Source organism: Hydrogenophaga sp. L310 (assembly GCF_055703065.1).
Genome location: NZ_JBVPZA010000001.1, coordinates 108478 through 122379, shown reverse-complemented (window position 1 = coordinate 122379; position 13902 = coordinate 108478). Strand labels below are relative to the sequence as shown.

The 13902-nt window shown below is 57.8% G+C and carries 10 protein-coding genes; 1 reads left to right on the top strand and 9 read right to left on the bottom strand.

From position 1 onward, the window contains the following. Positions 1 to 101 precede the first annotated feature (101 nt). The 4 genes from AC0GNO_RS00610 to AC0GNO_RS00595 are packed head-to-tail and all read right to left on the bottom strand — an operon-like array spanning position 102 to position 7264. Positions 102 to 2171, bottom strand: coding sequence for an AIPR family protein (locus AC0GNO_RS00610; RefSeq protein ID WP_472902552.1), 2070 nt, complete (start codon positions 2169 to 2171; stop codon positions 102 to 104). Beyond that, complete coding sequence (locus AC0GNO_RS00605; RefSeq protein WP_472902551.1) at positions 2171 to 3136, bottom strand: PD-(D/E)XK motif protein; 966 nt, start codon at positions 3134 to 3136, stop codon at positions 2171 to 2173. The genes AC0GNO_RS00610 and AC0GNO_RS00605 overlap by 1 nt, the downstream gene beginning before the upstream one ends. After that, on the bottom strand, positions 3129 to 5789 hold the full coding sequence (locus tag AC0GNO_RS00600) for a Z1 domain-containing protein (RefSeq protein WP_472902550.1): 2661 nt from the start codon (positions 5787 to 5789) through the stop codon (positions 3129 to 3131). Before AC0GNO_RS00600 ends, AC0GNO_RS00605 begins: the two co-directional genes overlap by 8 nt. Next, on the bottom strand, positions 5786 to 7264 hold the full coding sequence (locus tag AC0GNO_RS00595; protein ID WP_472902549.1) for an ATP-binding protein: 1479 nt from the start codon (positions 7262 to 7264) through the stop codon (positions 5786 to 5788). The genes AC0GNO_RS00600 and AC0GNO_RS00595 overlap by 4 nt, the downstream gene beginning before the upstream one ends. A 139-nt stretch (positions 7265 to 7403) precedes the next feature. On the opposite strand from AC0GNO_RS00595, the gene AC0GNO_RS00590 reads away from it, so the two are divergent. Beyond that, positions 7404 to 7898 (top strand): very short patch repair endonuclease, encoded by a 495-nt coding sequence (locus AC0GNO_RS00590; RefSeq protein ID WP_472902548.1) that lies wholly within the window; start codon positions 7404 to 7406, stop codon positions 7896 to 7898. On the opposite strand, the gene AC0GNO_RS00585 is transcribed toward AC0GNO_RS00590, so the two are convergent. The 5 genes from AC0GNO_RS00585 to AC0GNO_RS00565 form a co-directional block, all read right to left on the bottom strand. Next, complete coding sequence (locus AC0GNO_RS00585; protein ID WP_472902547.1) at positions 7837 to 9459, bottom strand: DNA cytosine methyltransferase; 1623 nt, start codon at positions 9457 to 9459, stop codon at positions 7837 to 7839. The genes AC0GNO_RS00590 and AC0GNO_RS00585 overlap by 62 nt on opposite strands. 8 nt (positions 9460 to 9467) lie before the next feature. Further along, the gene (locus AC0GNO_RS00580) at positions 9468 to 10370 is read right to left on the bottom strand and encodes an antitoxin (RefSeq protein ID WP_472902546.1); all 903 of its coding nucleotides are present in this window, start codon (positions 10368 to 10370) and stop codon (positions 9468 to 9470) included. Next, positions 10370 to 11464 carry a hypothetical protein gene (locus AC0GNO_RS00575; protein ID WP_472902545.1) on the bottom strand — a complete coding sequence of 365 codons (1095 nt, stop codon included), beginning with the start codon at positions 11462 to 11464 and terminating at the stop codon, positions 10370 to 10372. Before AC0GNO_RS00575 ends, AC0GNO_RS00580 begins: the two co-directional genes overlap by 1 nt. Before the next feature lie 145 nt (positions 11465 to 11609). Then, on the bottom strand, positions 11610 to 12803 hold the full coding sequence (locus AC0GNO_RS00570) for a hypothetical protein (protein ID WP_472902544.1): 1194 nt from the start codon (positions 12801 to 12803) through the stop codon (positions 11610 to 11612). Beyond that, on the bottom strand, positions 12775 to 13833 hold the full coding sequence (locus AC0GNO_RS00565) for a nucleoid-associated protein (protein ID WP_472902543.1): 1059 nt from the start codon (positions 13831 to 13833) through the stop codon (positions 12775 to 12777). Before AC0GNO_RS00565 ends, AC0GNO_RS00570 begins: the two co-directional genes overlap by 29 nt. Positions 13834 to 13902 lie beyond the last annotated feature (69 nt).

Here is a 13902-nt window from a genome sequence, read left to right as displayed (position 1 = left end):
TCAAAATAACGATCGCTGTCGCCCAATGCCCTGCTTTGGTTATTTTCAGGCGTTCGGTATGCGACACGTAGTTCCAACTGCAGCAGGCGTGTTCGAGGACTTCATCCGCCAATTTCTATGCCTTCGGCTCGTCCTCTTTGAAGGACATCCAGAAGAACCGCACACTGCTTTTCAGTGGGGAGCTTCGCAGGAATTTGCATGGCAATCTGGAGAATCCCGACCTCCTTTGGTGTAAGCAGATCCTTCTCCAGCAAGGTCCGATGAAGACGCCCCCACTCACCGGCGGAAACAGCCAACACCTGCCGCTGCGTCTCTATGCCGTTGTCAACCTTCTGGATTTTCTTGGCGGATCTGAGTTCTAACACCTGCTCATCGAGTGGCAGGAGCGTGTCATAGAACTCGGTAGCGAGCATCGTCTCGACATCCACAATGCGCGTCAGAAGTCGCGTCCAGCAGGCTTCCCGCTTGCACCATTCCGAGATGTTCGAGATGCCGGCCGGAGGGCTGATGATGTCCTCGTTCACGACTCCGGACACGACGGCAATGGCGTCCTCAAGCGCAGCGCCAGGGCCCTGGGCATTCCATACGCCAAGAAAATCCACGCACGCCCTCCGTCGCCTCTCGAGTTCGCTGAGCATGGCAAGCGTGTAGGCCACGATGTTGGCCCGGTAACCACCGTTGTACCAGGGCTGCGCAGATACGATCCGCTCAGTGGCACGGAAGACAAGTCCACGGGCAATTGCCCTCTTGAAATAGAACTCGTTGAACACGTCGGAGGACTTCTCCCACTCGGCCCCGATACGGGTCGCATATCGTGCAAAGTTCTTCTGGGAACCAAGATTGACCCACCTTGGATGGTCATCCCAAACATTTTCGAACTTTGCCAGATCGGTCTTCGTGAACATCTGCGGCTTGGGATGCTCCGCCTTGAAGCGGCGCTGCTCAGCGGGCGTGAGCTTCGATTGCGCATCCGCGTACTGGCCACGCGCACGCTCGTAGAACCACTTTGTCTCGCGCTGCTGACCCTTCTGTGCCGGCGCCCATATGCGCCTTGAGAACCCCTCCATCCGAACATGGAAAGGATGATTCGAGAAGAAGTCTGCTGCATTCACCCGATTCTGGGTGTTTGCATACTCTGATATGCGTGGGACGACCGTTTCGCTCTGTTGGCTGTCGATGACAGACAGCTTCATCTGGACGAATATCTGCGAAAGGTCGGCTCGGTCGCGCTTCCTCGTATGAAATAGCGAAGCAGTGGTCTGACCACCGTTCACGATCTGAAGGTCAAGCATTCTTGTGATCGCGAGACCGGCATCCGTTGTTCTCGTTTCGATGCCCTGGGCCGTCGCCGTGATGCCGTTGTTGTAGGCAAAGAACATTCCAGGTTCATTCAGAATGGTCGCTCTGATGCCCTGATTGACGCTGCCTCGCGCCTGAAGAAACGTTCGCACGTTCTGCTCAAGCAGTCGGGCACCGAACTTCTCGTAAAGGGTGGCCAGTACATCGGCCGGCATGACCATCAGATACGACTGGTAGGCCTCTGCACCCAGGTGGGCCGGAAGGCAGGATATGCCCCGGCCGAACATTTCTTCGAAGTCAAGGTCAAGTGGCTCCTTGTGACCGCGGGAACTGTGCTGACGCTGAAGGCGCGAAATGTCCCAGATCTGATGGCTGGCCGGAACTCCCGCCACCTCCGTGTCAGCGATGGATTGGAGCTTTTCGCTCAGGGCGCGCTCCGAGAAGAGAACCAGATTGAGCTGTCGGATCGAGACTCTCCGGTCGGCAATCTGCCGGGCAAGCCCGTACTCAGGCGACGTGACCTCCAGCTCGGCCGCCAATCCCTTGCTGATGCTTGCCTCGAAGAAGTTGGCGAGGCGCCTGAACGCGGCGACGACATCCGTCCGTGTAAGGGATGCGAGCTCGACCCGGGAATCGAAGTCCGCGATGAAGAGATCAAGAACCCCTTCGTCATTGAACCAGTAGCCATCGACGCGCATTCCCCGCTGCGCCCTGAAATGACAGATTTCGAAGCCCTCGGCGAACCCCGTCTCGATCAACTCGCTTCCGACGGTTTCCATGAATTCCGTGAGCTGAAAGCTGCCATTCGCTTGGGCACTGGCCAACAGTTCCTGACGGAAGTTGTGAAAAAACTCCTCGCTGCTCTGCTCCATCATCCCTCCCCAAAGACAGCCACTCCGTCACACTCGTATGGCGCGATGGCTTCCAACCTGATGTCGTAGGCTACCTTGGCAATTCCCGCAGGCAGTTGCGACCTGATCAGGCGCGGGAACGCACCTTGGACACGATAGGTGATCACGCTGCTGATCACGAACCTCAACACGTCGTAGCCAGGCAGTGGCGCGTAACCGTACGCCACCAACTTGCGGTCGAATGCCTCTACAGCCTCCGCGTCGCCCAGCCGTGCTTGAACCTCAGCGACGATCATGTTGAGCGACCGCGCGCCCGCAGCATCCGGCAGATTGCTCAGCCGGTAGATGCGCAGGAACAACGCATCGTTGAGAGATTCGAGCTGGTCTTCGGACGAGATGCGGACAGTGCTGCGCTCGGCTCCCGAGAGCGATTTGATCTCCACTGCCGTATTGCCGAAGATGAAGTCCTGATGCGACTTGTCCGGTCCAAGCCAAGCTTCGAGAGCCGTGACGGCAGAAACTGGCTGGTCCAGCAACTCCAGCAGGAAAGTGAGCTCGGCAAAGAGGCCTCGGACTTCCTCGTGCGAAAGATGCTGCCCTCGGCCGGACAGAAAGGTCTTCCATCGGTGGATATGTGTCAGCGCCACGGCAAGTGAGCCTACCGAATCGGTCGCATGCTCCAGTGCCGAGACGAGTGTGCGACAGAGCCCCTCAAAAAGGTCGCGGTCAACCTGTTTCTCAAGGGCAAGAACCAGACGCTGCGGTCCAGCGTCTCTGCCACGTAAATCAACGTCGATTCCGTTCACCGTGACGGCGCTCTTCCGGTACTGCTCCCTATGGTCGCCCTGCAACTCGACGATGAAGAGGCAGGCACCGCTCTTGTCCCTGCCCCAAAAACAGGGCACCGCCGTTTTTCCCATGGCCTGACGAACATTGAAGTCCGTGCCAGGAACACCTATGTCATCCCAAGGCGACACATCAGGCATCGTAGTCCTCCTCGTCGTCCGGGTTGTCGGCTGAACCCTGCATCAGCTGGAGCCAGACCTTGTTCACGACCACATTGATGGTTGTCGAGTAGTCACCGTAGGGAAAGCTGATCCCGAAGGCCGCAATCGGCCCTCTCACAGCATCGCCCTTGGGCTCAAGACTGTGAATCATCAGCAATGGCTTGTTGCGGAGCATCCGGTAATGCGCATCCGATGCCGACGCCGTTCCGTCCTCGCCACGGGCTAGTTTCGCGGCCTCCTGCCGCTGCGTTTCGTTCAGCCCCAGCTTCTCGTCCCCGCGCGAGGCCACCCGATCCTTGTTCAGACGCCATGCGACTCCATTGGGCTGATCCTTGCCCACCGCGCGCTCCTGGTTTCGCAACGTGAACGGCGCCTCGCCACCGGAACCTCCCAACGGGGAAATCAGCAGAACATCGGCCCACTTGCGCTTGGTCGATATCCTTTCGAGATAGCTCACCACGTCAGACTTCTGTCCGGAGAAGAGCGAGTGGCACTCGAACCGGGAAATGAAATCGTCGATTACCTCAACCGGCACGTCCCTGAAAATAAAGCCCTTCTCCGTTGATTCCTCCGCCCGCCCGCCGAAGCCGTTTCGCCAGTGCTCGGCGATCAGGCCGAAGTTTCTGGTGTTCACGTCGGCATCGGTCGAGACGATGTAGCTTTCCCGAAGCCTGCCGCTGAAGCTCTGCTCAACCGTGACCTCCTGACCAGACCGCATCTTGTTGGCGGCGGTGATCAGCAAGCTGTCTGGATGGGAGCGAACATACAGGCCGAAATCCGTTGGACTCAGCCCATCGCGCCTCATTCGCTTGACCTGCTGGGTAAGCTCCTCGGCGGCTTCGGCGATGTGCGAGTACCAGTTGATGGAATCTCGCGAGAGATGAACGCGGCAAAGATCCTCGAAACCCGGTCGATAGCCGAACCATCGGCCCATCTGCATGAGCGTGTCATACATCTTTGTATTGCGATACATGTAGCTGACGGTCAGTCCCTCAATGGTCAGACCGCGCGACAGGCTCAGGCCGCCGACAGCGATGGCCGTGAGACCAACGCCGTCCTTTTCATACTTCGAGTAGTCGAGAACCTCGTCGCTCTTGCTGTTGATAACGAAGAGGTGGAGATGCTCGAAAACACCGTCCAGGGCGGTCTTGACTTGTTCCCAGGTGAATCCGGCGCCGGCATATTCGACGTCGAATGCCCGTTTCAGGCCCTGCATGTAGATGTTCGCCGAAGATACGGATTCGGGCATCCTGTAGTTGGCCCGCACGGCTTCCCTGATTTTCTTCTCCCGCAGGCTGAGGAACTCCCGCACCGCCCTTTGCGTCGGAACGAAGCGGGAGACGTTGACCATCATGGAGCAGTGCTTGTTCGCCTGCCCGCGCAGGTTGCGAATGGCGCGGGCAACAATGAATTCGTCCAGCGCCCTGTAAAGGCTCGGAGGCAGCTCGAAGAGCTGATCGTCCCTCTTGTGCGTGTAGGGAATGAGGTCTTCGCAATCGTCGATCGGTCGCACGATCGACTGGCTGGTCTCCTCGTTCAGGAACACCTTCTCCGCGCCGAAATAAGTAGTGGGTGCGTCGAGACAATAGATGAAATCGCGCGGAAACAGCTCCTCCCGAACATCGTCGCCGTAGGCATCGGGATTGATGAAGATATTGGCAAAGGGCGTGGCCGTATACCCTACGTAGCAGGACTTCGCAAAGAGACCGAGAATGCTCCGAATCATGGCGTTCGTACGCGTCGGATCGAGGTCCTCCTTGTTCGTGTTGATCGACGCATTGTCGGCCTCGTCGTCGACCAGAAGCATCGGCACGTCAGAAATACGGTCTCCACCTTTGGCGTTGAGTGCCTTGAGCCATTTGTGAAGTGCGGTCAGCGTCGTGACGTTTTTCTTGATGACAAGAATGATCGGCTTGCTGAAATCGTTGATCTCCCAGCCGCTCTTGGCCGCGGTGTTCTTGTTGAAGTCCTCGTTGATATTGGTGAGAGTCGCAGGATGCGGATATCCGGGGTTCAGACCAACGCCGATTGTCCTGCGGCCCTCCGGATCACTCGATCGACCGATGAACGCTTCGTCGATGCGCTCCTGCGTCTGCTTTCGCAGGTTGTTGTGAATGCCGGCAATGACGATGATGAACTTGTAGCCTGCGTCGGCCGCCCGTGCGATCAAACCGGTGTAGTTGGCCGTCTTGCCTGACTGCACGTGGCCGATGACGAGACCGCGGCGGTTCCAGCTTGTTCCCTCGCTCCGCGGGTCCTGCAGGTGTCCAAGTATCCGATTGGTCACGTCGCTCAGCGATTGCACCATTCGAGGCGGCCAGCCCTCCTTGAGCAGGAAATTTCCGTAGGCGTTCGCATAGGTCCATGTGATGTCCTCTCGCTTGCGGACCCATTGAACGTCATGCGTCGCCGTGACATCGACCAGTGACACACCTGCGCCCATGCGCGTGTCGACCGAGATCATCGCTTCGGTAATGATGTTCCGCAGATCGCCGCTGTAGCCGAAGATTGCCGCGATCTGCCTCGCCTTGTCCTCGACCTGCTCGCGTGTTGGCGTCTCCGCCATGTTGGCAAGGCCCGAGATGAGCGCATTTGCGATGTTTCGTTCTTCCGTGATGACTGTGCCGTTCATGTGAAGGTTTCGTTGATGAATGTCTTGGCTGTCTCGATCTGCCCCTCGAAGAGATGGGTGGATCGCACGATCTGGAGAAATGCGTCCGGGTCGACCGGTCCGTCGCCGTAGAGCACCTGCTTGAGGCTTCTGAGACGGTGGAAGGTCAGGTCGTTTTCGACGGCCGCCTGGTGCACGTCCCGGGGATGTGTCGAGTAGTCGGAGTAGATCATCTCGACAGGGAGGGCCGCGGTAATCGAGTCGAGCAGGACGAGCATCGAATTCGCCTCCTCTGGCTGCAGTTTCGCGGTCAACGAGAGGACGAGCGGGTGCTGCACATTGATCGCGAAACGAATGCCTCCATGATCCGCGTAGCGCTCCCACAATGGCGCTTCGCTTTCCTGGAATAGCTTCTGACCTCGGCCTCGATGAACGGTCACGCTGCGGGCAGTGATCTTGGAAATGATCTGACGCAACCTCTCCCGCACTGCGTGGGGCGGACGGGCACGCGACTTCTTGATGTCGATGGTCCAGGCTTCGTCGAGGCTGTTGGGGAAATCAATCTGGACCCTGGCCAGCTTCGTGGCTTCCCCCTTGGGCACCAACCGGAACCAGTCGCCCCATGCCATCAGACGGCCATTCCGGTAGATGTAAGCACCCTGATTCGAAATGAAGTCACTGCGGCTCTGATAGAAGTCGTACTCGCGAGCGGTCAGCCTGGAGTGGTGCGGCAGGACATACGGCTGAAGACGGACTTCGGCTTCGCCGATGCGGACGACCTCCTCAGGAAGCAATTGCGTGGCCGGGTTTTTTCTGCAGAATGGGTCGAAGGCCTCGACTGCATGACCATTGACCGCAATGGAAATCCGGGGATGGCCCTTGACGTCTCCTGCGAGGAACCGATGAAAAACGATCGAGAGGTGCCTACCCAGGGCATCCAACTTCTCACTGACGATCTCATTTCGGCGGTCGCCAACCTCGTCTTCAACAAGCCGATCGAGTTCCCGCCAGACAACGGCGGTACCGTGATCTCCAATTCGGTCGACATATGGCAATGCATCGATATCCGCGTCGTCAAGGATGGACAGGATCCAGTCGTCTGCGGCATCGATGCGATCGAGATTCCATTCGGCTCCGCACCGCACCCCATTCTTCGCGGAGGTCACCGTCAGCGACCGGCACTGGGAAAACGATGCCGTTTTCAGTCCGAGGCCGAAGCGGCCGAGATCCCGTGGTGATCGCTCGTGCCTCGGATTCGCTGTTCCATGGCGCATGGCTTCGAGAAGCTCGGCCTCCGTCATTCCACTGCCGTTGTCCAAGATGACCACCAGTGGCTGTGTACCAGCCAGGTCGCAGATGATGCCGATGACATCTGCACCTGCGGAAATGCTGTTGTCGATCAGGTCGGCAATCGCCGTTTCCAGCGAGTACCCCAGGTCGCGCATCGAGGCCGAAAGGCATGCGGCACTCGGCGGATGATTGTGATCACGCGCCATGAATCTCCCTCCTGCAATTTTTCATGAATCAGGCCCACAGCGCGCCTCCGTTTGCCGCATCGAGCACTTCTTCTGCCAGAGTATTCTGCTGTATATGTTGAAGAGCCGATCTCCGCAGACATTCAGACTTCTCTAATCCATGCGCCTTCCAACCACTCCCCAGCGCAGCCGCATGATGTCGAGCATCCGCGGAAAGGATACTTGGCCTGAGCGGATGCTTCGCTCCCGTCTTTTTGCCAGTGGGTTCCGCTACAGGCTGCATGTTCGAAGCCTCCCAGGCTCCCCTGATCTCGTGTTCCCGAAGTACAGGGCCGTGGTATTCGTGCATGGCTGCTTTTGGCATAGGCACCAAGGCTGCCGATTTGCAGCCACGCCGAGGGCAAATGCAGATTTTTGGGAAAGAAAGCTCCAGGGAAATGTCGACCGGGACGCCCGCCACACAGCAGCGCTTCGCGATCTTGGCTGGCGTGTCGCCGTCGTCTGGGAATGCTCCCTGAGGCAGTCGATCGATCATTCGGCACAGATCGTTGGGGAGTGGCTGCATGGCAAAGAGGCTTGCTTGGTGATTGCCTCTAGCTCGCTTCCGCAAGCAGCGAAATCTGAGCCTTGCTTGCAGGCAGCTGCGACGCGGTAGCCGATCGACTCTTTTGTAAAAGGTCGCCAGTTTCTCGGCGCTTCTTTCTGTTCATCTGGTTCAGGAGGCTACGCACAACCATCGCAAGCTTGTGAGCCAATAGCGGTGGCACTGCGTTCCCGACCTGGGTGTATTGTTCTGTACGGTTGCCTGCAAAGAAATAGTTGTCGGGAAAAGTCTGAAGTCGTGCAGCCTCCCTGACCGTCAGGCTCCGGCACTGAGCAGGGTCGTAATGGATGTAATAGTGTCCGTCCTTGGCAATGTGCGCCACTACAGTGGTGGCCGGCTCATTCCTGCATTGGACCCGGAAGCGATCTTTGAAGGGAATGGCCTCAAGTCCTTCAACATGGACATTGCTGTGCTCGGGAAGCAGTTTGGGAGGAAAAATGTCCAACCGCGCCGAGTAGCCCGAAGAGTGCGCGAAGCATGCTGAGAAAAGATATCTGGCCAAGTCTGATGCCATGTGGGATCGCGCCTCATGCTGGCAGACTCCCCCAAGACTTCTGTCGTGAAGCCATTGCTGGAGCTCAGTCGGATTCTTCGGACGCTTGTACTCTCGGGCAATGAATGCCCCTCCGATCGACGTATAGGTTGCCGCAGAGGCAAACGCCCGCATAGCTTCAGTCAAGCTGCGTTCGGTCTCCGTATTCCATCCCTCTACGCACGCCGGTGCTGCCTGAACGGCCTTGCGCCATGCATCGAGGGAGTCTCCGCTGGACAGGCGGCTTCGAATGCGCGGAAGGTCGTCGATGGCCTGCCTGACCGTCACGGCCTTTGAGACAGCCTCCAGCAACTCGTGTCTGGGCAAACCAGCACCTTTCCGGACACCGAGGAGGATCACACGATGCCTGCTCTGGGGAATCCCGTATCGTTCCGCGGGAATGACATAGTCAACTGGCTCCAGATCATCACCGTTGCCTGGCTTGACGAAAGAGCGAATCTCATACTCCAGCCCTTCGGAAGGCTTCGAAAGATCCGCAAGGATCCTGTCGAACATTGGATTCCCGGAGTGCTGAGAGGACAGCAAGCCTTTCACGTTCTCCATCACGAAGATGGTCGGTCTGTGAACCCTGATGATTCTCAGGTACTCCCTGTAAAGAAAGTGTTTTTCGTCGGTGTGAAATGTCTCGTCCTTGGCGCGTCTTGATCGCCCCGCAAGTGAATACGCCTGACAGGGAGGCCCGCCAATAAGCACCCAGGTGTCATGTCCCTTCAACGCTGCCTGGATTTCAGTGTCTATGCCACCGTCATCCGACTTTCCCAACTCCAGACATCTGGCCTCTGTCTCAGCATGCGCAAAGGCGCTGGCCACGGCCGGGATTCGGCGAAAGGCGGCCTCATCAATTTCGCCGCGTACATAGCTGTAGTAGTGTCTTATGTCCTTGGTTCCACGAAGACGCCTGAACACTGCACGCAGCTTCAGCGTTCTGTGAGCGACAGGATTCTTCTCAATGGAAAGACCAATCTCGAAAAACGCCTTCCCTCCGTGCCCCTTGAGAGAGGCAAACCCTTCCCCAAGCCCTCCCGGCCCTGCAAAGAGATCGATTATGGGAACTGGCATGCTGTACCTTATTGATATTCAATTCGTGCAAGAAGCTGTTCAATGAGGTCGCTGACCTCGCGCTGACGCAGCGCCCTCGCTTCCCGCTGATCCGACTCATCACTCTCGCCCATTTCGAATTTGGCTGTTGCGATTGGCCCGTCCTTGCGATAGCCCTCGACATCACCGGCCCGCGCGAAGCGCGTTTGCAATATGTTGAGAGCAGCTTTCACTACATCACGGTGCTTGCTTTCAAGCGATTGGCGAAACGCTTCAGCCACCGCGTCCGCACCTTCAGGGGCATGCTCCAAGCAATAGATCAGGTCGTGCGCATCCTTGCGCTCGAAGCGCTGGTCGAATGCGAAGGACTTCAGGCAAGTAAAGCTGACGAGATTGGCGTGCTTGATCTTCTCTGTGGCCACGCCATTGCCGCCCAGCAACTCGGCCTGGATTTCGGTGACCTGGTGCAGGTCGAAAACGATCGACGAGTGCGGTATGTTCAGTGCAGAGATCGTGCCGTCGGTCGGCAACGGCTGCACCCTGCCACCAGCGATGTCCGGCGCGTCAGCCAACAACTCCAGAACCATCAGTGCACCGTGCTCAGTGCGGGTCTGCCATCGCCATGAGAGCTTCTTCCCAGCCTCGTTCTCGGCGCGCTCGAAGCCCATCCGCTTGAGGTTGTCCTCCAGCGTGTGGTATGCCTCAGTATCGGCAAGGATCTGCAGGTCAATCACAATGTCCACGTCGAGGGTGCCAGCATGTGCGGGCACAACTGGTGGGCGTGCAGGGACAAGGTATCGCGGCGTAAGTCCACCGACCAGGCAGACCGAGTCCTTCCAGGGACCCAGTCCACGCAGCAGCGTCACGAGGACGCGCTCGCAGTCCACCGTGTACTGGTCGCTGTAGCCGTCGAGCGTTGCAGGTTTGGCCATCAGAAGCCTATCCTTTCTTTGCGGAAGTGTTCGGCCATCTCCTTCGAACGGCCTTCGCCGCGCACCAAGTCAAGGTAGATCTGAATCGGGCTGGCCAGCCACAGTCCGTCCATGCGCTCGCGGAACAGCAGGTCCCCTGTCGACTTGGTCTCGATCACAGCCAGGTTGGCCCCTTCGGTGACCAAGCGCGCACCCAGGTCACTCAGGGTGGAGTCGGTGGCCTGCCCGGGCAACAGCCGCAGGCGCACCTGGGACACGTTGGACAGGAAGGGCGCGAGCTGCTGGGCTGCAGCCTCGTGGCTGATCGCGTACTCGACGCCTCGCCCTTCCAGAGCCGCACCAACCTTCATCGGCAACGTGTCTGGCTTGGTTGCCGGCACGAAGTACCTGCGCAGCACAGGTGTGCGATCAGCTTTCACCTGCTTGACCCAGGCATCGAGCAGGGCCGCAGGTTCGCGAAGGTGGCGCTCCTTGCTGGGGCCCTGCCCTCTCGCTTCGAGCCAATCGAAGCGCTCCAGCTCGGTCAGCACCTGCGACGTGGTAGCTGGTGACACCTGCGCCAATTGGGCCAGCTCGGTGACGCCGAACCAAGTTTGGCGATGAATGAGCAGTGCGTGCAACACCTGCGCGCGTCGACCAGAAAACAGAGAGCGGATCGACTTGATCAGGGTCTTGGGCGGCGGTTTGTCGATGTAGAGGTAGATGCCAGGCGCAGACAGATAGAGACTTCCACCGCTGTCGTAGTAGCCCACACCCTCGCTCCTAAGCAGCTCCTTGGCGCCGGGCGAGATCGACTCTGCGGCGATCAGCGAAACGACGTCGCCTGGATGCTTGCCTGCCCAGGCGCGGCTTGCATCCCGGATCTGCCAGATCACCTGGCGCACATCGCGAGGGTAAACCGCCTTCTTGGCTTCGACCAGCACGGCCAGCGATTTTCCAGCCACATGCAGATCGACCGCAGCATCCAGCCCCCGATCAGGTCGCCTGCCTGATAGCTCCCAGCGCCCCACATCTGCATGGACGTCGGGAATCTCGCGCAACGCATCCACGAGGAGCGAGACCAACTGGCGTTCGGTTATGGTCAGCTCAAGCATGCATGTTGGGACGGTTTACTGCACAGTGAATTTTTGCATTTTAGCGAATTTTCAGAAAAATCGCAATATTCACTGTTCAGAAAAGATAAGAATTCAGCCCCTTCACCTAAGAGGAACGTATGCAGGAGACCACCACTGCGCCTGCCTACGTCCCGGAAGCACCCGCGCCAAGCACCACCTCAATACCCTGACGAACATAACCCCACACTTCAGAAAGCTGACCTATCACGAACCCTGGCCATTGGGCATTCACAACAATGACTGTTGCCACGAGCCACACCAACAGAACAGCGCGTCGAATGTTTCGAAGGACCAATTTTTGCGAGATCACACGGTCTTGAAGTGACTGGAACCGAGGCAACACCCGCCGCGACACGTCGGCAGGCTGTTCCTTCACCTTTTCCACGCGCAAAAGAATCTCTTGATCGATCGACGCAATTGAGCTCTGCTGATTTTTTACCAGCTGATGCATGACCCAGATGAACACGGTCACGCCTATCCAGATGGAAAGATTTGTGGACAACACCGTGTCCTTGACGCCTGCACCTGCGAGCATGAGCGCAGCAGGGAGGGCCAGAAGCTGATTCTGGATATCCGAAAGGGTCTTATTCAGCCGCAGTGTGTCGTCGACGTTTTGTTTATCGACCTCTGAGCGCAGCTTCTCGAACGAGAAGTCTGCCGTGTAGAGAGAGTAAGAAGCTTTGACCCGCTCCACGAAGTCATCGAACCGGGGGAGCAGGTCTGACAGACGAACAACCAATTCGCCCTTGCACACCTCCAGCAGAGAAGACCGGATGATGTTCCTCTTCTGCTCCTTGTGATGTTCCGACTCGAAGTAGGCGGCTGCGAAGCTCGACAAACCGCCCAATGGGCACAGATCTTGGGCCCGATAGTCGGCCCGAACTTCGACCTTCGACTCGAAGGTCTTGATGAACACCACCGCTTGGTCAAGCCGATAGTCAGCAGAGGCAGACAGCAGCTGCCACAGACGTGCTGTATCCAGGTAGTTGGTGATCACCGGAGGGACTGGTTGCGTTTTCCCGTGGGTGTAGTTGAGACCACGAACCGTAAAAACAGGAAGCGGGCTTCGGCGTCGAGGGCCGTTCACCAGTTCATCGATGGTTTGAAAGACACCACCAAATTCTGGATGAAACTCGATGCGGCGAGAGTGTGGGTCCAACAGTCCTTTGAGCTGCTCCGGGAGCGCGTTCGCCACCTCATCGAAGTCAAACTCCCCTGGGAGGGTCCCCTCCCAGTGCGACTCCACTTGCTGGACATTCTCTAGCCGATCAAGCAGCCAAAGTGCCCAGTCATGCGGATGGTTGGGCAGCGGCTGCATGTTCCTGAATGGCTGACTTCAAATGATCAGACGGCGACGACAAAATGATCGCGTCGGTATTTGGATCGTACCGAACCCGCTCCGCCTGAACATCTGCCACATCAAAGGCCAGAGACACGGTTCCAATTTTTCCACTGACCCGCTTCAGGCCGACATACACCGCTCGATGCGGCTTGAATCTGTCGTCCAAGTGATAGGAATTGGCATGCGCGTCACTTCTGACATGGGCGACGAATTGATCCGGATCCTGGGGGTGGACCGCTGCGGCCACAGTCGCGAGAGGCACTTCATCACGGTTCTTGTCCAAGCAATCGAAAAGTCGCTGCCGCATCTCGACCATTTCGGTGCGTTTCTGTCCTTCTGACAGGTCTTGTCGCGCGTTCACAAAATCACGGGCGGCACGCATCACTTGCTCAGTGTGATGCTTGGAGTCCGTAAAGCTGGTGCAGGACAACGCGTCTCGAAAGTAGTCGCTGACATCATTCTTGCGGGCTCGCCCCTTGATAAAAGTCAGATAAGGCTGCTGATCGGACCTCCACCGCGTGAGGTTGATACGCGCGGCTTCGTGCAGGTGTGCCAGATCGATATTCAACGTCTCCGTCAGGTCCAGCGTGTCGGCGTCGATGCCCGCACCAGGCCGCAGTTTGAGCATGACCACGAGCAAGAAATCCTGCTCATCAACCTTGTAACGAAGGAAAAGAGCGTACCCACCGTTGGACAGAAAGGCCTTTCTCATCTCGTCCGCAATGAGCTCAATCGCAATCTTGGTAAACGCCAAGAACTCCGTCGTCTGAGCTTCATAGGCGTGCAACTGCACTGGAAACTTGTGAGCGTTGGGGTCCACACCCAGCGTCCCATTGCTGTTGGCCATCTTTCCGTACATGCGGATGAGGTCATCGCACAAGCGCGTCAGGACATCGTTCACCGGAAGATGGGTATCCCTTGGCTTCAACGTCACGCTGTCATCACCATGCGTTTGTGCCAGCTTGTCCAGCTGATGAATAGTGGCCTCGATGATCTGAACCGTCATGCTTGTGTCCCTCCTTGTTGCATTTTTTGACAGCTTACCAGTCAGCAGGAAACCCGAAACACTGGTGCC